The organism is Sphingobium sp. TomTYG65, assembly GCF_055395525.1.
The window spans coordinates 2,092,712-2,113,152 of record NZ_AP027330.1; the positions used below are offsets into that span (position 1 = coordinate 2,092,712).

A 20,441-nucleotide genomic window follows, 5' to 3' on the forward strand; every position below is an offset into this window, starting at 1 on the left:
TTGTTCAGAATCTCAGAGAGAGCGATGACCCGGCACATTCCATGGATTCTGATCGCCATCGCGGGCGCAGTTGCCTTGTCGGTGGTCGCCCTGTCGCGCGGCGAAGCGATCAATGCCCTTTGGATCGTCGTTGCTGCAGTCAGCAGCTTCCTGGTCGCCTACCGCTATTATGCGCTTTACATCGCTCGCACCGTGATGCGGCTTGATCCGCTCCGGCCGACGCCAGCGATCAGGCGGGCCGATGGGCTGGATTATGTCGCCACTGACCGGGTAGTGCTGTTCGGCCATCATTTCGCGGCCATCGCCGGGGCAGGTCCGCTTGTCGGCCCGGTTCTCGCGGCGCAGATGGGGTATTTGCCAGGCACGATCTGGATCATCGCAGGTGTCGTGCTGGCAGGCGCGGTGCAAGACTTCATGATCCTCTTCATTTCCATGCGCCGCGACGGCAAATCGCTGGGCGAACTGATCCGCATGGAGATGGGCCAGGTCGCAGGCACCATCGCTCTGTTCGGCGCTTTCATGATCATGGTCATCATCCTTGCCGTGCTGGCCCTGATCGTGGTGAAGGCGCTCGCCGAAAGCCCCTGGGGCATGTTCACGGTTGCCGCGACCGTGCCGCTTGCCATGCTGATGGGCGCCTATACCCGCTGGATCAGGCCGGGACGGATCGGGGAAGTATCCCTCTTGGGCCTCATTGGGCTGCTCGCCGCCATCGTCTATGGGCAGAGCGTCGCCCTCTCGCCTGTCTGGGGTCCCGCCTTTACCTTCACGCCAGTGCAGCTCTGCTGGATACTGATCGGCTATGGCGCGGTTGCTTCGGTGCTGCCGGTGTGGCTGCTGCTCGCCCCGCGCGATTATCTTTCGACCTTCCTCAAGATCGGCGCGATCGCGGCGCTGGCCATCGGCATCGTGATCATGGCGCCGCCGCTCAAGATGCACGCCGTCACCCAGTTCGTGAATGGCAATGGCCCGGTCTGGTCGGGTGGTCTTTTCCCCTTCCTCTTCATCACCATCGCTTGCGGCGCAGTCTCCGGTTTCCACGCGCTGATCGCCAGCGGCACGACGCCCAAGCTGATCGCCAGCGAAGCGCACGCGCCAGTCATCGGCTATGGCGCGATGCTGATGGAAGCGTTCGTGGCCATCATGGCGCTGGTGGGCGCTTCGATCCTGGATCCCGGCGTCTATTTCACGATGAACAGCCCTGCGGCGGTGATCGGCACTGACGCCTCCAGCGCGGCGGCGGCGGTCACTGCGATGGGCTTCCCCATCACGCCTGACCTGATCGCACAGACCGCCAAGGATGTCGGCGAACATACGATCATCTCCCGCGCAGGCGGCGCACCGACGCTGGCGGTCGCCATGGCGGAGATCTTTTCCCATGTGGTCGGCGGCCCGGCGATGAAGGCCTTCTGGTATCATTTCGCGATCCTGTTCGAGGCGCTCTTCATCCTAACCGCCGTGGACGCGGGGACGCGCGCGGGCCGCTTCATGCTGCAGGACCTGATCGCGCTCGCCGTGCCTGCGTTCAAGGAAACAAAGAGCATCGGCCCCAGCCTGGTTGCGACGGCGCTGACCGTCGCAGCCTGGGGCTTCTTCCTCTATCAGGGGGTCACTGATCCGCTGGGCGGCGTGAATACGCTGTGGCCGGTGTTCGGCATTTCCAACCAGATGCTGGCGGCGATCGCGCTGATGCTGGCGACGGCGGTGCTGTTCCGCATGAAGCACGACCGCTATGCTTGGGTGACGATGATCCCGACTGCATGGCTGCTGGTCTGTACGCTGTCTGCCGGCTTCCTAAAGCTCATGTCCAGCGATGTGAAGGTCGGCTTCCTTGCCCATGCCGAGAAGTTCAGCGCAGCCGCGGAGCAAGGCACCGTTCTCGCCCCGGCCAAGTCGATGGCGGAGATGCGGCAGATCATCTTCAATGACCGGGTGGATGCGGGGCTGGTCGCGATCTTCCTCGCAGTCGTCCTCTCGCTGCTCTTCTTCACCATTCGCACCTGCATCGCTGCGCGGCGCACGGACGGTCCCACCGCGCGCGAAATCCCTGTGCCACTGGTGCCTGCGGAATGAGCGGGCTGCTGGACAGAATCCGGCATACGGCCCGGATGATGGTGGGCGTGCCCGACTATGACGGCTACGTCCTGCACATGCGCACGCATCATCCTGGCCAACCGGTGATGACGCGCACCCAGTTTTTCCGCGACCGGCAGGAGGCGCGCTATGGCGGCAAAAACGGCGGCAAATGCTGCTGACGGCTTCGTTCAACCGCGCGCGTTGAACCCAGCGACCATTCCTGCCGCTATCGACAGCGCAATCTCCGCTGCCCCCACTGCGCCAATGTCGATACCAGCCGGACCATCGATCCGCGCAAGCGCCTCTGCCGAAAATCCCATTGCCGACAATCTTTCCAGCCGGGCGGCATGGCTCTTGCGCGACCCAAGCGCCGCAACATATCCCGTGGGCGCCCGCAGCGCCGCAGCCAGGGCGGGATCATCGATCTTGATGTCGTGGCTCAGCGTCACCACCGCTGTGGCTTCTCCCGGCCGACGCGCAGCAATCGCCTCGTCGGGCCAGCGATCGTCCAGTTCGACGCCGGGGAAACGCTCCTGCGTCAGGAAGCGCCCGCGCGGATCGATCACAACCGGCATCACGCCGATGGCCTGAGCCAATGCACCTAACGCCTGGGCGATCTGCACGGCTCCCACGATCAGCAGCCGGCGCGGCGGGTCATAGCGATTGAGGAACTGACCTTCGATCGCCCCCTCGCGCGTCAAGCCGGTGTCCAAATCAGTGGAAAGAGTCAGCGCGCGACCCTCATCCCGGACCTGCGCGATCCGATCGAACAGGGCAGGCGCAAACCCGCCCTCGCCCACTGGCTGCACCAGAACGCTGATCTCCCCGCCGCAAGGCAGGCCCACCGCCCATGCGTCGCCGTCAGCCACGCCATAGCGTTCGACATGCGCCGGGCGCCCCGCAATAACCTCTTCGGCGCGCTGCAGCACATCGGCCTCGACACAGCCGCCCGAGATGCTGCCCTCGAATCGGCCGTCCTGATGCACGATCATATGGCTGCCGCGCGGCCGGGGAGCAGACCCCCAGGTCGATACCACCGTCGCCAGCGCCATGGGCGCACCGCGCCACTCGATCGCCTTGCGGATCACCGCGTCATTGTCGTTCAACCAGAATCTCCTTGCCGGTCCGCAGATAGGAAGCCGCGCCGGCCTCGCCAAGCTAGACCAGCCGCCGTCCGGTCCACACAACCCGTCCCACGATCGCCACCAGCGCCGGGTCGATATCCACCCAGTCGGGGTAATGCGCATTGTCGCTGAGCACGCTGAACAGTCCACGCCGCGGCCCCATCGCGATCCGCTTCACCATCAGCACGCCATCCAGCCGTAAAACATAGACCCCGTCGCGCAGCCGCGTCGCGTCGTCATCATGATCGACCATGATTTCGTCGCCGTCATTCAGCGTCGGCGCCATCGATTCGCCATCAACCCGGATGATCGAAACTCCCTGCGGCCGCACGCCCAGATGCCGCAGCCAGCTGGCGTCGAACGCCAGCACACCCGCCGCGCGCTCATCCTCGTCGAGCGAACCCGGCCCTGCCGACGCGCCAAGCGAGAGGCGCGGCACTGGCACCACGGCGGGCAACGGCCGCGACCGGCGTGCAATCGGCGCCTCCTCACGCGGTCCGCCCAGCATATCCTCCGCCACGCCGAAATAGCGGGCCAGCACCCGCCTATCCTCTTCGTCCAGCTTGCGGGGCGACCCTCGCTTTATGAACTGCTGGATATAGGCGGGATTGCGCTTCAGCAGGCGGGACAGATCGGCATAATTCTCCCCCCGCTCGGCAATCAGCCGTTCCAGCACGATGCGCGGATCTAGCTCACTTACGCCCATGGCTCATCCATATCGATAAGATTTTTCCTAGACAAGTAGGAAATAGGAGAACAGATAGGAAACGACCTAGAGATTCGCAGCGGGCGAATCTGCTTGAACAGGGAGAATGACAAGCATGCTGCTTCGCGCCGTCGAAAAATTTCTGCGGGAAAACGGCATCCCCGCGACACGTTTCGGCCGGGACAGCGTACGCGACCCCCGTCTGGTCTTTGACCTGCGGGCGGGTCGCGAACCGGGGGAACGGATAAAGCGAAGAATAGAACATTTCATGAACACATATCGCAGGAGCGTGGGTCAATGACAAGCATCGATCATCACAACGCAACCCGCCATTCGGTGACGAACGAAGACGCGCCGGTGCGCGGCAGAGACCCTTTGCCCCGCCTTCTCGCGCAGCTGATCGAGCGAGCCGGAGACCCGGTCAGCGTCGAACGCGCGACCAGCCGCCCTTGGGCGAGCGCGTTGTTCCAGGGCAGGCGGCACGTGATCTGCTTGCGGCTGTGCGGGCCAGATGCGGCCGAACGGCGCGCCCGTTTCGCTCAAGGACTGGAGGAGGCGGAATGGCGCCTCACCCGCCATTTCGTCGCCGACATCACGATAGATGCAGTTCAATCCGCTCCACGCGAGGAACGGATCGACCTGTCAGCCCTCACGATCGAGGACTGGTGAGCGCACGACATTCAGCGCGTGCGTTCCGCCATAGCCCGAAGGGTGCCGAGCGCCGCGCGCAGTGCCTGGTCCACATCATCTTCCACTTCCTCACGGACAGGCACAGGCTGTTCGACCGGCATGTCGGCGATCACGTCGCTGGCAGTGGCAACCCTGCTGCGGACCCTGTCGGCAAGGCCGCGCTCAAATCGGGCGGTCAGCTCAGCCAGCGACGGCATCTGCGCTGCAGGCGCGGGCTGTTCGACCCGTCCGGCCCTGAGAGGCGCTGGAACTGCAATGCTGATGTCTTCAAATTCCGCCTCAATCGGTTGCGGGGCGGACAGCGCCTCTTCAACCACTGGCGTGAAGGACAGCGCAACCGGCTGCTGCTCAGGCTCCGGCACCTCTGCCTGCTCTATGCGGGCAGGTGCGATCCGGGGGAATATCTCCAGTCCGCCAAAGTCCCTGCTGGCGAAGATCGGCGCACGCGCAGGCGCATCGGGATGCGCATCGGCGCGGCGCGCCAGCGGACGCGACACCCGTGACCCCGTGGGGCGGCTACGGGACAGCCAGTTCAGCTTCGGCAATGCAAAACCCATTTTACTCACTCCCCGGACGCCGCTTTGGCGTCCATCTTCTTTCATCGGCGCGGGCACGGCGTTAAAGCACAGCCAGCCCATTCCCATCAGCGCGCCAAAACCGGCGAGCAGCAACCGCGCCTTCATGCCAAGCGGCGGCGCAGCGGCGGGCAGTGCTTCGCTCAGCCCGCTCGACGCCACGACCGTCTCGATCAGCCCCGCCGGCATGGCCAGCAGGATCACCGCCACGGCAAGACCACCCAGCACCGCCGGGGTTATCGTCCCATGTCGTCGAATCGCGTTCACGACTGGGCTCAGGCGGCGGCGCGCACGCGCGGCTGACGCTGCAACAGGCGCTCATAGACAGGCTCGTACCGCAGAATATTTGACGACCAGTTACGCTCCCGCTCGACAAAGGCCCGCGCGACCGCACGCCGGTCATCCCAGAAGCTGCGATCGGCGAACATGCTCGCCAGCGCCGCTGCAATCGCCGCCGGATCTCCCGGCGCGAACAACGCGCCAGTGACGCCATCCTCGATCAGCTCACGATGACCGCCAACGCTCGAAGCAGCGACAAGCCGCCCCTGCGCCATCGCCTCCAGGGGCTTGAGCGGCGTCACCAGCTCGGTGAGTCGCATCGCCTTGCGCGGATAAGCCAGGATATCGACCTGCGCATAATAATCCTCCACCTGATCGTGCGGCACGCGGCCAACAAACAGGATATGGTCGGCAAAGGGCGAAGCCGTCGCCTGATCACGCAACGCCTGTTCACAAGGGCCGCCGCCGACCAGCAGCAGCTTCACCTTCGGCCGCGCGCGCACCAGCCGCGGCATGGCGGCGATCAGATCATCGAGCCCTTCATAATCATAGAAGCTGCCGATGAAGCCGACGACATCGGCCCCTTCCAGCCCGAGTCTCGCCGTCAGCGCAGGATCGCGTGGGACGGGCGTCCCGAATTGCTCCATATCCACCCCATTGGGTGAAACGATGATCTTGTCCGGGCCGATGCCGCGCGACATGAGATCTTGCCGCAACCCTTCGCAGATCACCGCAACGGCGTCGGCCGCCCGAACCGCATGGGTCTCCAGTTGCCGCGTCAGCCAGTAACGCGGGCTCCCCTCCGTCCCGGTGCCGTTGCCGACCGCGGCATCCTCCCAAAAGGCGCGAATCTCGTAAACCATGGGAATGTCGTGCCGCTTCGCCGCGCGCTGGGCGGCCATCGCGTTCAATACCGGCGAATGGGCATGGATCACATCCGGCCGCCACTGCGCGATCAGCGCTTCGATCGCGTCCGCATGCGCCGAAATATCCCGCCACTCCCGCAGCAGCGGATTGCCCGTTGCCGCTGGGCCAAGCGTGCGGTGAAAATGAAGGCCATCCACAGTCTCTTCGGCAGGGCCCGCCGCGCCGTGGCGATGCCCTGTGATGCCCCGCACCTCCCAGCCCCGCGCCATCTGCGCCCGCAATATCGCGCGGGTGCGGAAAGTATAGCCGCTGTGCATCGGCAGGCTGTGATCGAGCACATGAAGTATCCGAGTCATGGCGATTCTTGTGCCGGAAAAGGTTTAACGGCCCGTCAACTCTGCCGCGCTAGGAAAAGGGCGTGACCAGCCACGACTCTCCCACGCGATGATTGACGCCCTCTCTCTCCTCATCAGCCATGGTGTGATCATGCTCGCGGCATGGCGACTGCTGTCGCGTGACGATCTGGACGACGAATCGGCCGCGGAGCGCGCACCCGATGCGTGACCTCTTCTTCGTCGCCTTCCTCGGCGCCTTCTTCCTGCTGGGCTTGCGGCGGCCTTTCCTGCTGATCGCGGTCTATGCCTATATCGACATCGTCTCACCCCAGCGGCTTTCCTATTTCCTGCTGAACAGCATCCCTATTTCCGCCGTCGCTTTCGCGATGGCCGTGGGCGCATGGCTGCTGGTGGACAAGAAAGCGGACTGCCGCTTTTCCATGCGCCAGCTGCTGCTGCTGATGCTGCTCGCCTGGTGCGGCTATACGACGGCGACGGCCGACTTCCCCATCAATGCGGCGACCAAATGGGCGTGGGTCTGGAAGGCGATGATCTTCGCGATCTTCCTGCCGCTAACCCTGCGAACCCGGTTGCGGCTGGAGGCGCTGGCTCTCTTCATGGTGCTGTGCGCCAGCACGATCATCATCAACGGCGGCATGAAGACGGCGCTGTCGGGTGGCGGCTATGGCGTGCTCAATCTGATGGTCGATAATAATAGCGGCCTTTATGAAGGCAGCATCATCAGCTGCGTCGCCATTTCGCTGATCCCGCTGATCCTCTGGCTGGCGAAACATGGCACCATCTTTCCGCCCGACTGGCGCGTGCGCACTTTCGCCTATGCGCTTTGCCTGGCCTGCCTGCTGATGCCGGTGGGCACCGAAGCGCGCACCGGCCTCGTCTGCATCGCCATTCTGGCAGGGCTGATGCTGATGCGGTCGAAGCGCCGCTTCGTCTATGGACCGCTGATGGCGCTCGCCGCGATCGCCGCCATTCCCTTCCTGCCCGCCAGCTTCACCCAACGCATGTCCACGATCGAAAATCACCAAGGCGACGAAAGCGCGTCCACGCGCCTCGCCGTGTGGAAATGGACGCTGGACTATGTGAAGGAGCATCCGGGCGGCGGTGGCTTCGACAATTATCTGCAGAACAGCTTCACCTATCACACACAGGAACGGGTGATCGACAGCGGCGGATCGCGGATCGAACGCCGCCTCGTGACCGACAAAGGCCGCGCCTATCACAGCGCCTATTTCGAAATGCTGGGCGAACAGGGCTATTTCGGCTTCGGCCTCTGGCTGCTGATCCACCTCATCTGCTTCATCCGCATCGAATCGATCCGCCGCCTCTACCGCAACCGCGACGGCCCCGGTGAAGCCTGGATCGCGCCTTTCGCGCTGGCGCTACAGCAGGGCCACATCATCTACATGGTGGGCTCGCTCTTCGTCGGGATCGCTTACCAGCCCTTCATCTTCATGATGCTATCTCTGCACATCGGCCTCGACACTTACCTCACGCGCAAGCGGCGGGACGTGGCTCGGCCACCACTTGTTCGATTGCAACCATTACGGCCCATCAGGGGGGGAATGTGATGAGCGGAGAACTCCGCATTTTGGGCGTCGCCCATGGCCTGCTGCTCGGCCTTGTCCTGGCATCGCCGATGATCGGCCCGGACCTGTTGCCCTGGGGCGTGGAGGCGCTGTTCATCATCGCCGCCTTTCAGCTGCGCCTCGCCGACCGCCGCTGGGAATCGCGCGCAGGACTGCATGGCTGGGTTAGCCATATCCGCATGGCGCCCGGCCGCCTTGTCCCCTGGGCGGCCACCGCCGTCGTCGCTGTGATCGCAGGGCCTGAGCAGGCGGCGCTGGCCGGGTCGATCCTGGCCGCCGTGCTGATGGGGGAATTGCTCATCTATCCAGTCGGCGCTTACCTGCTCGGCCGTCTGCCGCGCCGGGGCCTGGGCGCCCTTATCCTGCTGTTGCTGATTGGCTGCAGCCTCGCCGGGCAGGGCCAGCCCGCCCGTCTCGCCATGGCCTTTGCCCTCGGCATGAGCGGCTGTGTTTTCTGGATGCGCGGCCCTGACGGCGAAGCGCGATCCACCATGCTGTGCGCCAGCGCCGCCGGGGTTGCGCTGCTATGCGCCCTGCTTCTGCCCGCCACGACCGTCTTGGCGATGCCCTCGGGCATCTTGGCCGCGACGCTTACCCTTGCCCACCTGTCGGTCATTCGCCGCCATCCGGATCATTGGCGTCTGCGCCGTGGCGGCGGTTTCCGTTGGCGGCTCACCGGATCTTGACCACATGGGTCAAGCGCTGCGGAACGAAGCAAAGTAAGGCGGGTTAGAGGCTCTTGAGAAGGAGCCCATGCCGCAAGACACCCTCGTCCACGCCAATGACAGCCTGCCGGGAATCACGCGCCGCGCGCTGAAGCGGGGCTGGGCCTACTTCCTTCCGGACGGCACGCGCATCACCGATCGCGACGAGATCGACCGACTCAATTCCATCGGCATGCCGCCCGCCTATCGCGACTGCTGGTTTTGCCCCCTGCCCCAGGGCCATATCCAGGCGACCGGCTATGACGATCGCGGCCGCAAGCAATATCGCTATCACCCCGACTTTCGTGCGGCCCGCGAGGCGGAGAAATATGGCGGCTGCGCTCTGTTCGGCCAGGCCCTGCCCCGTCTTCGCGCCCGGATAGAGGTCGACTTGTCGACGCGCGGCCTCCGCAAGGAACGGACGATCGCCGCCGTCGTCCGCCTGCTCGACCTAGCCAAGGTGCGCGTCGGCAATGAACAATATGCCGCCGCCAACAAAAGCTTCGGCGCAACCACACTTCGCCGCCGCCATGTCGATCTTACCGGCCAGAAGCTGCGCCTGCGATATCGCGCCAAATCAGGCCGCGAGCATGACCTGACGATCAGCGACCGCCGCCTGCTGCGCTTCGTGCGCGCGATGCAGGACCTGCCTGGCCAGCATCTGTTTCAATATCTGGATGAAGACGGCGTCGCCCGCCCGATCAGCTCTGGTGACGTCAACGCCTATATCGCCGAGGCCATGCGCCACGACTTCACCGCAAAGCATTTCCGCACCTGGGGCGCTTCCACCATCGCATTCGAAACGCTGGCATCTGGGCCGGTCTCGCTGGCCCAGATGGTCGCGCCCGTTGCAGAGGCGCTGGGCAACACCCCCGCCATCAGCCGCAAGAGCTATATTCACCCCGCGCTGATCGAACTTTGCAAATCGGGGCAAGATGAATGGCGTGCGGGGCTTCGCTTGCCGCGCAGTACGCGCTATCTCACTCGTTACGAACGCGGACTGATCGCCTTTCTGGAAGAGCGTGGCGCCAGCCCTGCACTTCCGCTGGCGGCCTGACCGCCCTCAATTTCAGGATCCTCATGGCTGCGAAGAAAGACCCTGCCCTTCCCGAAATTACCGTTCGCCCGCCCAACCTGTCGGAAATGTGGCACTCCACGGTGAACTGGTTCTCCATCCACTCGCTGCAGATTCTGATCGCGGTAGGCGTTGGCATCGCCATCTATCTGGCGCTCGCAGCCCTTCGCCAGTTCGGCAGCAGGCTTAATGGCAGGCCCGGCGACACGCTCGGCCTTTCCCATGTCATCGGCCGCGCCATTGCCCGGACAACCCATTTCTTCATGGCGCTGGCCGCCGCGCGTCTGGTGGTAAGCTACGCCAACCCGCCCCAGATGGTGTTCAAGACAGTCATCTTCCTCTTCACCATCGCCGCCGTGTTCCAGGCGGCGATCTGGGCCCGCGAGGTCATTCTCGGCCTCATCGAGCGCAAGACCATCGGCGACGAAGGACATGGCGAAACCCTTGCCAACGCCATGGGCCTTATCCGCGTACTCGTGACCTTCGGCCTGTTCGCGATCGCCGCCGTCGTGGTGCTCGACAATCTGGGCGTGAACGTCACCGGCCTGGTTGCGGGCCTCGGCATCGGCGGCATCGCCATCGGCCTTGCGGCCCAAGGGATATTTTCCGACCTGTTCGCCGCCCTGTCGATCATCTTCGACAAGCCCTTCCGGCGCGGTGAGGTCATCACCTATGATCAGACCACCGCGCGCGTGGAAAAGATAGGGCTCAAAAGCACGCGCCTGCGCGCCATGACCGGCGAAAAGAAGGTCATTTCCAACGCCAACCTGCTGCAGAAGGAAATCACCAGCCTCCATACGCTGGAGCAACGCCGCGTTACCTTTGCCCTCGGCATCATCTACCAGACGCCGGACGAGAAAGCCGACGCGATCCCTGCCCTGCTGAAGGACATTGTTGAGGCCGAAGGGCATAAGTTCGTCAATGCCGGACTGGTGCGCTTCGGCGCAAGTTCGCTCGATTATGAGTTGAATTTCGACGTACCCGATCCCGACCATCACGACTATTTCCAGTCGCGGCACCGCGTCGGCCTCGCCATCTGGAAACGGTTCAAGGCGGAAGGCATCGAATTTGCCTATCCCACGCAAACCAGCTTCACCGCCGCGCCGGATGGGCGCACTATCATGCCCTATCCCAATCCGGTCCATATCGACGACGAACGGATAGAGCGCTTCACCTGATCGGGTTTTCGATTCGCTTCACCTTCCCCTCGCTTGCCTGACCCGCACGGGCCGGTCAGGCAGCGGCAAATCTCAGATTGGGGAAGACCATGATTATACGCCAGACGCTTGCCGCCGCATCCGTGCTCGGCATCCTTGCCCTCGCCCCTGGCGCACAGGCCGAAGGATTGGGCGCGGAGCTGAACTATGGGCGGGCAGACGGCCATTGGGGCACTGAAATCGGCGCCGGCTACGCCATGGACGTGGCGGGTTTCAGCCTGACCCCCGGCGCTGGCGTCTATCTGCGCGATGGCGATGCAAAACTCTATGGCAGGGTCGAGGCGACCTACTCGCTGCCTGCTTTCGCGACCATTGGCGCAGGCGTCCGCTTCAGCGGCGATAATAGCCGCCCCTATGCCACCATCGCGATGCCGATCATCCCGAAGCTGCGAGTGAAGGGCAATGTCGGTCCCAAATATTATGCCGTGGGCCTGACGCTGGGCTACTGACCCATGCCCCAAAGCGTGCCGGGATGGAGCAGCCCGTCCTTCAGCGGCAAACCACCGTCCCGGTCCTTGGCCAGCAACAAGGCACCGTCCAGATCGATCCAGTCCGCGCCCTGCGCCACCAGCGCCGCCGGAGCGATGCCGAGAGAGGTGCCAAGCATGCAGCCGACCATCACGCGGAAGCCCCGCCCGCGCGCCTCCCTCGCCAGTGCCAGCGCCTCCGTCAGGCCACCGGCCTTGTCGAGCTTGATATTGACCGCATCGAAATCGCCTAGCCGGTCAAGGTCCGCCCGCGTGTGACAGCTTTCATCGGCACAAAGCGGCACCACCGCCTTCACACCGGCCAGCCTTTCCTCCCGGCCGTGCAAGACCGGCTGCTCGACCATCTCCACGCCCAGCTTGGCCAGAGCGGCAGCCTCCGCCGCGATATCAAGGTCGTGCCAGCTTTCATTGGCGTCGACGATCAGGCGGGTGTCGGGCGCACCCTCCCGAACCGCCGCGATCCGTGTCCTGTCGCCCTCGCCCGTCAACTTGCACTTCAGCAAGGCGAAGCCCCTGGACGCCGCAACCCGTGCATCCGCCTCCATCTGCGCAGGATCATTGAGGCTGATGGTGAAGGCGGTGGCAAGCGGGGCGGGCGGCTGAAGCCCCGCCAATTGCCAAACGGGCACGCCTGTCCGCTTCGCCTCCAGATCCCACAGTGCGCAGTCGAGCGCGTTGCGCGCCGCGCCGCGTGGCATCGCCTGCAACAGCGCCTCACGTTCCAGCGGACCGTCATAGGCGCTAATGGCCGCTGCACAGGATTCGGCGCTTTCGCCTTCATAATATATCGGCGTTCCCTCGCCACGGCCGACATGCTCGCCATCGCCGACCGTACACAGCACGACATCGACCGATGTTTTCGCGCCCCGGCTGATGATGAAGGCCCCCGCCACGGGCCAGCGTTCGACAGTCGCGGAAATTATGCGGATCATCAGCGTTTCCTGAGCGGACGAAAGAGGGAACAACTTTGCGTCTATGCGAAAATCCCGAGCCGCCGCATAGTCCCGCATGCTCTGGAGCGCTACGATGTTGATTGACCCCCCTCCGTCCGTTCGTTTCGAGCGAAGTCGAGAAACGCCAACCTCGCGCTCTCCGCTCTCGACTTCATCCTCATCAAGGATGAAGTTTATCCTGAGCGGCTGCCGCAGGCAGGCAGTCGAGGGGCTCGAAGCGAACGGATCAACCCGACGTCATCTTGTTCTAATATGAGGATCGGAGCACCGTGACCTCCCGCGAACTGACTGGTTTCCTACCCTTGGCCGAACAGCAGGGCGATGAAGCGCGGCGCCGCTTCTCCGACCTGGCCTGGCGCCTTGGCTTCGGCGCGATCAGCTGGCCCTGGTTGCTGGCGAGCCTTTCCGGCGGGCGAAAGGCGGACAAGCGCGCCCTTCTCGATGAACTCGCACTGCCGCATGACGCCCTTCCCCATCTGGGAAGCTGGAAGGCGGATGTGGGCTTCCTGCGCCATATCGTTCGGGAAATCGCCCGTTTGCGGCCAGCGCAGGTTGTCGAACTTGGCGCTGGGGCATCCACATTGGTCGCGGCGCGCGCACTGGCGTTGCATGGAGGCGGCCAGCTCACCAGCTTTGATCAGCATGGGGGCTTTGTCGATGCGACGCGGACATGGTTGGAGGATCACGGCTTGAAGGCCGACCTGCGCCATGCCCCGCTCACTTCGGAAAGTGCCGACTGGCCTGGGCGCTGGTATGCGCTCGACGCGCTGCCCGAACGCATCGACCTGCTGATCATCGACGGGCCGCCCTGGTCGGTCCATCCGCTCGTCCGCGGCGCGGCAGACAGCCTTTTTGCACGACTGTCTCCCAATGCCGTGGTTCTGCTCGACGACGCGGCGCGTCCCGGCGAGCGCATCGTCGCTCATCGCTGGCGCCAGCGCTGGCCGCATATCGACTTTCGCCTGATGCATGACGGTACCAAGGGTACACTGATCGGTCGCAGGCGCGACATCTCCGTGCCGGTGGCGAACGACAATGAACGCGGCCGCGGCTGGCGTCACCTGCGGCGCGCTGCAGCCATGGCGGCTCTGCTCGCGACAGGCTGGATCGCGCGAGGTGCGCTCGGGGAATTTCCGCAAGCGGCGCAGGCAAGTCCGTTCCTGGACGAAGCAGCGGCATCCCACCGTGCGGGTCTTCTGCGGCAGAACATGGCGTCGCAGCTTGAAAGCGCGACACTCAACGCCGATGAAATTCGTCGTTCCACCGGGATCATCCTTCCCGCCCTGCCTCGCAGTTGGCGCGTAACCGATGTGCAACTTTTCCCAACGCCTGACAGCCCCGCCATCGCCGTTTCGATCATTACGCCGGCTGGCGAGCAGCTTTCCTTCTTCGCAGATCGAGCGGAAACGCCCGCCGAAGCGCGGCCCCTGCTCGCCCGCCGCGCAAACGATGTCATCGCCTATTGGGAGGCTGGCGACATGGCCTATGCCCTCACTGGCCGCACCGCGCCGCGCCGCATCATGACCCTCGCGGCGGAGATCACACCGGCCATCTAACGGCAGCTGCCTTCGATCCTCGTTGAGGCTTGCACAAGGGGCTGCTAAGCGGCCGCGCATGCAAGATGCGGAAAAGCCCGTCTCGCGCAGTAGCGCGCGTTCATCCCTCGGCAGCCTGGCGATGCTGTGGCGCTTCGCCACCCGCTATCCCGGCCGCATCGCCGCTGCTCTGGCAGCGCTCATCGTGTCCTCGGCGGCGACACTCGCCATTCCCAGCGGTTTCCGTCTGGTGATCGACCGGGGCTTCATGGGCGGCGGCGATATCAGCCGCTGGTTCCAATATCTGCTGTTGATCGTGCTGATCCTGGCCTTGGCGACAGCGGCCCGCTTTTATTTCGTTTCCTGGCTCGGCGAGCGTGTCGTGGCTGATATCCGATCGGCAACGCAGGCCAATCTTCTGCGGCTCGAACCGCGCTTCTTCGAGGAAAACCGGCCTTCCGAAATCGCCTCCCGAATGACGGCGGACACCGCCATCATCGACCAGATCGTCGGCTCCACCGTGTCGGTGGCGCTCCGCAATCTCGTCACCGGCTTCGGCGGCCTTATCTACCTGTTCGCGCTTGCGCCGAAACTAGCGGGGCTGCTGGTGCTGGGCATCCCCCTCATTCTGCTGGTGATGATCAGCTTGGGCCGGCGCGTCCGCAAGCTCTCGCGTGCCAGTCAGGATCGTCTAGCCGCTGTGGGCAGCGTGACGGCCGAAGTGCTCGGAGCGATGAAGATCGTTCAGGCTTTCGGGCAAGAGGGTCGGGAATGCGCGCGCTTCGACGCCACCGTCGAAGAAGGCTTCGCCACGGCGCGGCAACGCATCCGCCTCCGCGCGGCCATGACAGCGGTCGTCATCGCTCTGGTGTTCGGCTCGGTCGTCGCCGTGATGTGGCAAGGCGCGCTCGACGTGAAGGCGGGTAACCTGTCGGGCGGCAGCATCGCTGCCTTCGTCCTTACCGGCGGCTTGGTGGCCGGAGCCTTCGGCGCGCTTTCGGAAACCTGGGGCGACCTGCTCCGCGGCGCTGGCGCGGCGAGCCGATTGCATGAACTGATGAAGGCTCAGCCTGAGATTGTCGCGCCTACTGACGCCAAGCCTCTGCCCCAGCTTCCTCAAGGTGCGCATCTGCAATTTGATCAGGTGCATTTCAGCTACCCTACCCGCCCTGACGAAGCCGCGCTCCATGGCGTCACGATAGATATCCAGCCCGGTGAGACCATCGCGATCGTAGGCCCTTCCGGCGCTGGCAAATCCACGCTGATCCAGCTCGCTCTCCGATTTTACGATCCTGATTCGGGAATGGTTCGACTGAATGGCGTGCCGCTGCCTGAAGCGGACCCGAGCGCCGTGCGCGCCATGATGGCCATGGTCCCTCAGGACAGTGTGAACTTCGCCGCTTCAGCCCGCGACAATCTGCGTTTCGGGCGCTGGGACGCAAGTGACGAAGAGATCTGGGAAGCTGCGCGCGCCGCCAACGCAGAAGCCTTTCTACGCGCGCTCCCGCAGGGCCTCGACACCTATCTCGGCGAAGGCGGCGCCCGCCTCTCCGGCGGTCAACGCCAGCGCCTCTCGATTGCGCGCGCGCTGTTACGTAACGCCCCCATCCTCCTCCTGGACGAAGCCACGTCCGCCCTCGACGCGGAGTCGGAGCGGCTAGTACAGGATGCGCTCGCGCGGCTGATGAAAGGCCGCACCACGGTCGTGATCGCGCATCGCCTGGCAACGGTCCGTGCCGCCGATCGCATCATCGTGCTGGATAAGGGTCGGGTCGTTGAACAAGGCGATCACGCGTCGCTCATGGCCGAGAAGGGCCTTTACGCTCGGCTGGCCAACCTCCAGTTCCAAGAAACTCCCGCAGCTTGAAGTCGGTCGCGGGGGTATTGGCCTCGCCGTGAAAACGGCTGATTGCTGAACGGCAGAAGCGGTCCGACTGAGGGAGATGTCGCTTCGAATTCGCTTCGGACTTAGGCCTTCTAACTGATCCGGACAATATGATCCAAGATGGCAGGATGTAGAGGGCGTTCAAAATGACAACCCGCCTCATGCCCCCGAGTCCAGAGCACATGGGCGCGGCGGCCCTCAAAGCCGGGCAGCATGATCCAAAGGGTATCGCCTGCCGCCAGCTTCATGAAGCTTTGCAGGCGGAACCCGGTGATGGATAGATCCGCAACCTGACTCTTGAACCAGTTCTGGCTTGGTCTGCGAACCTTAACGGGCACTTGCACATGGCGGCGCTCAGCCAATCGGCTGCTATTCCTGCTCATGTCGATCTGTAGTTCAGCGCCCATGATTCACATGCGTCCCTCGCGATCCACTATCGCCAATCAACGTTAAGGAAGCATTGAAGGACTCAGGTCAAAAAAAGGGGCCGCCGTAGCGACCCCATCTTCAGTACCAAAAGCTGATTGCGTCACCCCTGCCCGCGCCCGGAAGCGGGAAGTCGAACATTCCCGGCCAGACTGCGGCGGCGTAGTCAGCCTTTAGAACTTACCATATTGCTCGTTGCCTACGAAGCCTAGCTTCGTGACGCCGGCACGCTTGATCTCCGCCAGAACCTCGTCAACGACCACATAGCGGGTCGCAGCATTAGGCTGGAACTGCAGTTCGGGTTCAACCGGCAGCCGCAGCGACTGCTGCAGATACTGACGCAGAGTCAGCAGGTCGATGGCCGAACCGTTCCAGGTGATGATGCCGCCGGCGTCGATTGCGACCTTGTTCTTGACAGGGTCGATGACGCTGTCGGTCGGCGGCGCGTTCTGCGGCAGATCGATCTTCACCGCGTGGGTTTGGATCGGGATGGTGATGATGAACATGATGAGGAGAACGAGCATGACGTCGATCAACGGCGTCGTGTTCATTTCCACCATCGGTTCGCCATCGTCTCTTCCGGCACTCATTGCCATGGCGATACTCCTAGAACTTTCTTACAGCCGCTGCGTATGCGAACCCGGCTCGGGTTCGGAAATGAAGCCGACCTTCGGGAAACCAGCGCGCTGCATCGTGTAGATGGTGCCGCCGATGCAACGGTACGGCGTATTGATATCGCCGCGGATATGCACTTCAGGCAGATCCTCAGGCGTCAGATTTTCAACACCGCCCGCCTTCTTGATGTCCGCCTCAAGCTTCGCGACCGCACGGTCGAGCAGCTCGTCGGAGGACACTCGCGTCAGATTCCAGTAAACCGCACAGCTGCCGTCGCCGGCCTGCGTGATCGACAGCGAGACATTTTCCGGTTTCGTGGTCGTCGGCTCGAACGCGACCTTGGGAAGCTGCAGCTGAACCGTCTGGACGACGACCGGGACCGCGATGAGGAAGATGATGAGCAACACCAGCATGACGTCGACGAGCGGCGTCGTGTTGATGTCGGACATCGGCTTGTCATCACCGCCGTCGGAGCCAACACTCATTGCCATTGATAATTTCCTAACATCCGTGTCGATGGCGCCCCGTCAGCGCGGGGCCCATGGCCGGTGGGGAACCCTGGCGGTCGCAGCCGCCCGCCGGTTCCCGCACCGGCTCCTTGACCCAATCAGGCCTTGGTCGGAGCTGCGGCCGGCTTGGCGGCAGCAGCAGCCGGGGCAGTGGCGAACGAAGGCTTCACAGCGCCGTTCGACACCAGGTGGGCCAGCAGATCGACGGTGAAGCCGTTCAGCTGCTCGGCGATCGACTTGTTGCGGCGCTGCAGGAAGTTGTAGGCAAGCACCGCAGGAACGGCCACGGCCAGACCCAGCGCGGTCATGATCAGAGCTTCACCGACCGGGCCGGCGACGGCGTCGATCGACGCCTGACCGGCGGCGCCGATCTTGATGAGCGCGCGGTAGATGCCGATAACCGTACCGAACAGACCGATGAACGGCGAAGTCGAACCGACGGTCGCGAGAAACGCCAGGCCACCGCCCAGCTTCGAGTTGATCGCGGCTTCCGAACGGGCGAGCGAGCCGTGCAGCCAGTCATGAGCTTCGACAGGATCGGTCAGCTTGGTGTGCTCGTCCTGCGCCTTGATGCCGTCATCGACCAGCTGCTTGTAGGCCGAGTTCTTTTCCAGCTTCGCCGAACCTTCCTTCAGCGAGGCCGAACGCCAGAAGGTCGCACGGACCTTCTTGCCCTGATTGATCACCTTCTGCTGTTCGATGAGCTTGGTGAACAGGATGTAGAAGGTGCCGACCGACATAGCGCAAAGGATGATGAACACGGTCCAGGCGATGGTACCGCCCTGCTGCAGGGCTTCCATCAGGCCGTACGGGTTCTCCGACTTGGGCGCGGCCGCGGCTGCGAGATACATCAACATTTTCAAGACTTCCCTCTCAAAAGGATCAATAAAAAGGGGAAGGCGGCGGCAGCGCCAGCCTTCCCGATAAGATTATTCAGGTAGTCGCCAGGTGATACGGCCGTTGTACGTGTCGGACATGGGCCCACCCCCTGCAGCCGTCGCCGGCTTGAACCTCGCGCGCTTCGGCAGGAGGCGGCAGGTTGCCTCATCGAGATCGGCATGACCGGTCGAAGAGGTGATGGTGCAGTTGGTGACACGGCCATCGGGACCGATTTCCAACCTGAATCCGGCAGTACCCGAACGTTCCTCACGCTGCGCGCGGCTCGGATAGTCCGCGTCGCTAAGCCAGCTTCCCGGCGAACTGCGCGGAGCTGCGCGCGAAGCTGGGACAGCAGGCGGCGGCGGCGGAGCCGGGGGCGGCGGCGCGGCAACCGGAACCGGATTGAAAACCGGCGGCGGCGTACGAACCGTCTGGATTGGCGGCGCCGGAGCCGGCGTCTGAACGATGGGCGGGGGCGCGACGACTGGCGGCGGCTCGACCGGCTGGTCTGGCGGCGGCGGCGGCGGCTCCTCGTCCGGCGGCGGCGGTTCCTCCTTCACGTCGATCACGTTCAGCTGTTCCGCCGCCTTTTTGACATATTTCATGCCAAGACCGGTGACGAAGGCATAACCCAGAACAGCGTGAATCAGGGCGACGATGATAATCGAGATCGTGCGACTCGATCCTTGCGAGTGGTCAGCATAGGCCATTCGGCAACGACACTCCTTAACTCAGCTTACCATTGTTATCCGGCAAATAAGCCAAAAACGGCCCCAGCTGGCCGGGTCCTCCCCGGTCACCTTTGGCCCCTATCCGTCCATTTGCTACCGTGCGAACTCCTATCGCGGCGCATCGTGGCACGCAAACGCTTTATCGATACGATCATTTGCAATTAACATTTTACACCGGAATGACTTGCCTGTGACATCAATGTCACGGATGACTCTGCGCAGGACGAACATGAAAAGCAAATCCTCCATGACATTAAAAAATATGGCCGCAGCATGCCTCATTTTAGCCGCATATCCGCAGGTTTCAGCGGCTCAGACGAACCAAGCGGCCGAAACCGCCACCCTGTCGTACGCCGACTTGGTCGACCTTGCAGACGCCGCGCCGTTGGTCGCTGCCGCACGCATCCGCAGCATTATTGCACTACCTGCCGAGCAGGCCCAAAACGTGCCTGTGGGTCAGAAAAGGCTCTATATTGAGGCTGAAGTTACAAACCTGATTCGCGGTGAGGGCGGAATCAGCCCCCGGGTTCGCTATATCTACGATGCGCCCCTCAACGCTCGCGGAAAGCTGCCCAAGCTAAAGAAGGCGCATGTGATTCTCTTTGCTCGACGGGCATCCCGCCCCGGAGAGATCCAACTCGTGGCGCGCGATGCACAAATTCCCGCAGCGCCGGCAACGGTAGAGAAGGTGAAAGCCATTCTCTCCGACTTGGTGGCTGAGCGCGCGCCGCCGCGCATCATTCAATTGGGCGACGCTTTCCACGTGGCCGGCACGGTGGCGGGAGAAAGCGAGACGCAGATATTCCTGCGCACGGCCAATGGAGAGCCGGTGTCGCTTTCCATCCTGCGCCGCCCGGGACAGGAACCCAGGTGGGCAGTCGCTCTAGGCGAAATTGTCGATGAAGCAGCACGGCCGCCCGCACCAGGTACCCTTTTGTGGTATCGCCTCGCCTGCAGCCTGCCGCCCGCGCTGCCAGAGCGGTCGGTCCGCGCGCTCCCCCCTGCTGATGCGGAGGCAGCCCGCGCGGATTATGCGCTGGTCACTCAATCACTCGGCAATTGTGGTCGCACACGAACCGCGCTCTGATCGGTCACACGCCGGGGCTTTGTCCTTTTCCTTGGACAGCGGCGCATTGGCGGCTATCAGCGCGGCTTTATGCCACCC

Annotated in this window: 22 protein-coding genes; 12 read left to right on the forward strand and 10 right to left on the reverse strand. The window is 63.6% G+C overall.

Annotation, left to right across the window (positions count from 1 at the left end; genetic code table 11):
- The first annotated feature begins 24 nt into the window (after positions 1-24).
- Positions 25-2,073, forward strand: coding sequence for a carbon starvation CstA family protein (locus ACZ5Y5_RS10270; RefSeq protein ID WP_464808536.1), 2,049 nt, complete (start codon positions 25-27; stop codon positions 2,071-2,073).
- Positions 2,070-2,255 (forward strand): YbdD/YjiX family protein, encoded by a 186-nt coding sequence (locus tag ACZ5Y5_RS10275; RefSeq protein ID WP_464808537.1) that lies wholly within the window; start codon positions 2,070-2,072, stop codon positions 2,253-2,255. The genes ACZ5Y5_RS10270 and ACZ5Y5_RS10275 overlap by 4 nt, the downstream gene beginning before the upstream one ends.
- A gap of 9 nt (positions 2,256-2,264) precedes the next feature.
- Here ACZ5Y5_RS10275 and ACZ5Y5_RS10280 read toward each other — a convergent pair whose 3' ends face one another.
- Complete coding sequence (locus tag ACZ5Y5_RS10280) at positions 2,265-3,182, reverse strand: XdhC family protein (RefSeq protein ID WP_464808538.1); 918 nt, start codon at positions 3,180-3,182, stop codon at positions 2,265-2,267.
- Between the two features lie 52 nt (positions 3,183-3,234).
- The gene (locus ACZ5Y5_RS10285) at positions 3,235-3,906 is read right to left on the reverse strand and encodes a S24 family peptidase (RefSeq protein ID WP_464808539.1); all 672 of its coding nucleotides are present in this window, start codon (positions 3,904-3,906) and stop codon (positions 3,235-3,237) included.
- A 115-nt stretch (positions 3,907-4,021) separates the two neighbouring features.
- Between ACZ5Y5_RS10285 and ACZ5Y5_RS10290 the strand changes: the two genes are divergently transcribed.
- Positions 4,022-4,207, forward strand: coding sequence for a hypothetical protein (locus tag ACZ5Y5_RS10290; protein WP_464808540.1), 186 nt, complete (start codon positions 4,022-4,024; stop codon positions 4,205-4,207).
- Entirely contained in the window at positions 4,204-4,575 is a 372-nt protein-coding gene (locus ACZ5Y5_RS10295; RefSeq protein ID WP_464808541.1) for a hypothetical protein, read from the forward strand. Before ACZ5Y5_RS10290 ends, ACZ5Y5_RS10295 begins: the two co-directional genes overlap by 4 nt.
- Positions 4,576-4,586: 11 nt before the next feature.
- Here ACZ5Y5_RS10295 and ACZ5Y5_RS10300 read toward each other — a convergent pair whose 3' ends face one another.
- Together ACZ5Y5_RS10300 and ACZ5Y5_RS10305 are read right to left on the reverse strand one after the other, a co-directional pair.
- Positions 4,587-5,438: a hypothetical protein gene (locus tag ACZ5Y5_RS10300; RefSeq protein ID WP_464808542.1), complete on the reverse strand. Its 852-nt coding sequence runs from the start codon at positions 5,436-5,438 to the stop codon at positions 4,587-4,589.
- Between the two features lie 8 nt (positions 5,439-5,446).
- A complete protein-coding gene (locus ACZ5Y5_RS10305) occupies positions 5,447-6,673 on the reverse strand; it encodes a TIGR04063 family PEP-CTERM/XrtA system glycosyltransferase (RefSeq protein WP_464808543.1) in 1,227 nt (408 codons plus the stop codon).
- A 200-nt stretch (positions 6,674-6,873) separates the two neighbouring features.
- Here ACZ5Y5_RS10305 and ACZ5Y5_RS10310 point away from each other — a divergent pair, with 200 nt between their 5' ends.
- The 5 genes from ACZ5Y5_RS10310 (at position 6,874) to ACZ5Y5_RS10330 (ending at position 11,704) form a co-directional block, all read left to right on the forward strand.
- Positions 6,874-8,241: a putative O-glycosylation ligase, exosortase A system-associated gene (locus ACZ5Y5_RS10310; protein ID WP_464808544.1), complete on the forward strand. Its 1,368-nt coding sequence runs from the start codon at positions 6,874-6,876 to the stop codon at positions 8,239-8,241.
- Entirely contained in the window at positions 8,241-8,945 is a 705-nt protein-coding gene (locus tag ACZ5Y5_RS10315) for a hypothetical protein (RefSeq protein WP_464808545.1), read from the forward strand. Before ACZ5Y5_RS10310 ends, ACZ5Y5_RS10315 begins: the two co-directional genes overlap by 1 nt.
- 67 nt (positions 8,946-9,012) lie before the next feature.
- Entirely contained in the window at positions 9,013-10,020 is a 1,008-nt protein-coding gene (locus ACZ5Y5_RS10320) for a DNA topoisomerase IB (protein WP_464808546.1), read from the forward strand.
- 23 nt (positions 10,021-10,043) lie between these two features.
- The gene (locus tag ACZ5Y5_RS10325) at positions 10,044-11,216 is read left to right on the forward strand and encodes a mechanosensitive ion channel family protein (RefSeq protein WP_464808547.1); all 1,173 of its coding nucleotides are present in this window, start codon (positions 10,044-10,046) and stop codon (positions 11,214-11,216) included.
- Between the two features lie 89 nt (positions 11,217-11,305).
- The gene (locus ACZ5Y5_RS10330; protein WP_464808548.1) at positions 11,306-11,704 is read left to right on the forward strand and encodes a hypothetical protein; all 399 of its coding nucleotides are present in this window, start codon (positions 11,306-11,308) and stop codon (positions 11,702-11,704) included.
- Here ACZ5Y5_RS10330 and dgcA read toward each other — a convergent pair.
- Positions 11,698-12,675: an N-acetyl-D-Glu racemase DgcA gene (gene dgcA / locus ACZ5Y5_RS10335; RefSeq protein WP_464808549.1), complete on the reverse strand. Its 978-nt coding sequence runs from the start codon at positions 12,673-12,675 to the stop codon at positions 11,698-11,700. The two genes, ACZ5Y5_RS10330 and dgcA, sit on opposite strands and share 7 nt — an antisense overlap.
- Before the next feature lie 290 nt (positions 12,676-12,965).
- Between dgcA and ACZ5Y5_RS10340 the strand changes: the two genes are divergently transcribed.
- Together ACZ5Y5_RS10340 and ACZ5Y5_RS10345 are read left to right on the forward strand one after the other, a co-directional pair.
- Entirely contained in the window at positions 12,966-14,252 is a 1,287-nt protein-coding gene (locus ACZ5Y5_RS10340; RefSeq protein WP_464808550.1) for a class I SAM-dependent methyltransferase, read from the forward strand.
- Between the two features lie 58 nt (positions 14,253-14,310).
- Positions 14,311-16,098: an ABC transporter transmembrane domain-containing protein gene (locus ACZ5Y5_RS10345; RefSeq protein WP_464808551.1), complete on the forward strand. Its 1,788-nt coding sequence runs from the start codon at positions 14,311-14,313 to the stop codon at positions 16,096-16,098.
- Positions 16,099-16,208: 110 nt separating this feature from the next.
- Here ACZ5Y5_RS10345 and ACZ5Y5_RS10350 read toward each other — a convergent pair whose 3' ends face one another.
- The 5 genes from ACZ5Y5_RS10350 to ACZ5Y5_RS10370 all read right to left on the reverse strand — a co-directional run bounded on the left by ACZ5Y5_RS10350 (position 16,209) and on the right by ACZ5Y5_RS10370 (position 19,255).
- The gene (locus tag ACZ5Y5_RS10350) at positions 16,209-16,523 is read right to left on the reverse strand and encodes a PilZ domain-containing protein (protein ID WP_464808552.1); all 315 of its coding nucleotides are present in this window, start codon (positions 16,521-16,523) and stop codon (positions 16,209-16,211) included.
- A 192-nt stretch (positions 16,524-16,715) separates the two neighbouring features.
- The gene (locus tag ACZ5Y5_RS10355) at positions 16,716-17,138 is read right to left on the reverse strand and encodes an ExbD/TolR family protein (RefSeq protein WP_464808553.1); all 423 of its coding nucleotides are present in this window, start codon (positions 17,136-17,138) and stop codon (positions 16,716-16,718) included.
- Positions 17,139-17,159: 21 nt separating this feature from the next.
- Positions 17,160-17,648, reverse strand: a complete 489-nt coding sequence (locus ACZ5Y5_RS10360; RefSeq protein WP_464808554.1) for an ExbD/TolR family protein — start codon at positions 17,646-17,648, stop codon at positions 17,160-17,162.
- Between the two features lie 116 nt (positions 17,649-17,764).
- Complete coding sequence (locus ACZ5Y5_RS10365) at positions 17,765-18,523, reverse strand: MotA/TolQ/ExbB proton channel family protein (RefSeq protein WP_464808555.1); 759 nt, start codon at positions 18,521-18,523, stop codon at positions 17,765-17,767.
- Between the two features lie 72 nt (positions 18,524-18,595).
- Entirely contained in the window at positions 18,596-19,255 is a 660-nt protein-coding gene (locus ACZ5Y5_RS10370; protein ID WP_464808556.1) for an energy transducer TonB, read from the reverse strand.
- A gap of 250 nt (positions 19,256-19,505) precedes the next feature.
- Between ACZ5Y5_RS10370 and ACZ5Y5_RS10375 the strand changes: the two genes are divergently transcribed.
- Positions 19,506-20,363, forward strand: a complete 858-nt coding sequence (locus ACZ5Y5_RS10375; protein WP_464808557.1) for a hypothetical protein — start codon at positions 19,506-19,508, stop codon at positions 20,361-20,363.
- The last annotated feature ends 78 nt before the right edge of the window (positions 20,364-20,441 follow it).

Coding starts and splice junctions, on each gene's coding strand:
- ACZ5Y5_RS10320 (WP_464808546.1), top strand. CDS start 9,013: ATGCCGCAAGACACCCTCGTCCACGCCAATGACAGCCTGCCGGGAATC.
- dgcA (WP_464808549.1), bottom strand. CDS start 12,675: ATGATCCGCATAATTTCCGCGACTGTCGAACGCTGGCCCGTGGCGGGG.
- ACZ5Y5_RS10355 (WP_464808553.1), bottom strand. CDS start 17,138: ATGGCAATGAGTGCCGGAAGAGACGATGGCGAACCGATGGTGGAAATG.
- ACZ5Y5_RS10370 (WP_464808556.1), bottom strand. CDS start 19,255: ATGGCCTATGCTGACCACTCGCAAGGATCGAGTCGCACGATCTCGATT.
- ACZ5Y5_RS10325 (WP_464808547.1), top strand. CDS start 10,044: ATGGCTGCGAAGAAAGACCCTGCCCTTCCCGAAATTACCGTTCGCCCG.
- ACZ5Y5_RS10270 (WP_464808536.1), top strand. CDS start 25: ATGACCCGGCACATTCCATGGATTCTGATCGCCATCGCGGGCGCAGTT.
- ACZ5Y5_RS10345 (WP_464808551.1), top strand. CDS start 14,311: ATGCAAGATGCGGAAAAGCCCGTCTCGCGCAGTAGCGCGCGTTCATCC.
- ACZ5Y5_RS10365 (WP_464808555.1), bottom strand. CDS start 18,523: ATGTTGATGTATCTCGCAGCCGCGGCCGCGCCCAAGTCGGAGAACCCG.
- ACZ5Y5_RS10310 (WP_464808544.1), top strand. CDS start 6,874: ATGCGTGACCTCTTCTTCGTCGCCTTCCTCGGCGCCTTCTTCCTGCTG.
- ACZ5Y5_RS10360 (WP_464808554.1), bottom strand. CDS start 17,648: ATGGCAATGAGTGTTGGCTCCGACGGCGGTGATGACAAGCCGATGTCC.
- ACZ5Y5_RS10285 (WP_464808539.1), bottom strand. CDS start 3,906: ATGGGCGTAAGTGAGCTAGATCCGCGCATCGTGCTGGAACGGCTGATT.
- ACZ5Y5_RS10290 (WP_464808540.1), top strand. CDS start 4,022: ATGCTGCTTCGCGCCGTCGAAAAATTTCTGCGGGAAAACGGCATCCCC.
- ACZ5Y5_RS10350 (WP_464808552.1), bottom strand. CDS start 16,523: ATGGGCGCTGAACTACAGATCGACATGAGCAGGAATAGCAGCCGATTG.
- ACZ5Y5_RS10295 (WP_464808541.1), top strand. CDS start 4,204: ATGACAAGCATCGATCATCACAACGCAACCCGCCATTCGGTGACGAAC.
- ACZ5Y5_RS10315 (WP_464808545.1), top strand. CDS start 8,241: ATGAGCGGAGAACTCCGCATTTTGGGCGTCGCCCATGGCCTGCTGCTC.
- ACZ5Y5_RS10275 (WP_464808537.1), top strand. CDS start 2,070: ATGAGCGGGCTGCTGGACAGAATCCGGCATACGGCCCGGATGATGGTG.
- ACZ5Y5_RS10330 (WP_464808548.1), top strand. CDS start 11,306: ATGATTATACGCCAGACGCTTGCCGCCGCATCCGTGCTCGGCATCCTT.
- ACZ5Y5_RS10375 (WP_464808557.1), top strand. CDS start 19,506: ATGAAAAGCAAATCCTCCATGACATTAAAAAATATGGCCGCAGCATGC.
- ACZ5Y5_RS10305 (WP_464808543.1), bottom strand. CDS start 6,673: ATGACTCGGATACTTCATGTGCTCGATCACAGCCTGCCGATGCACAGC.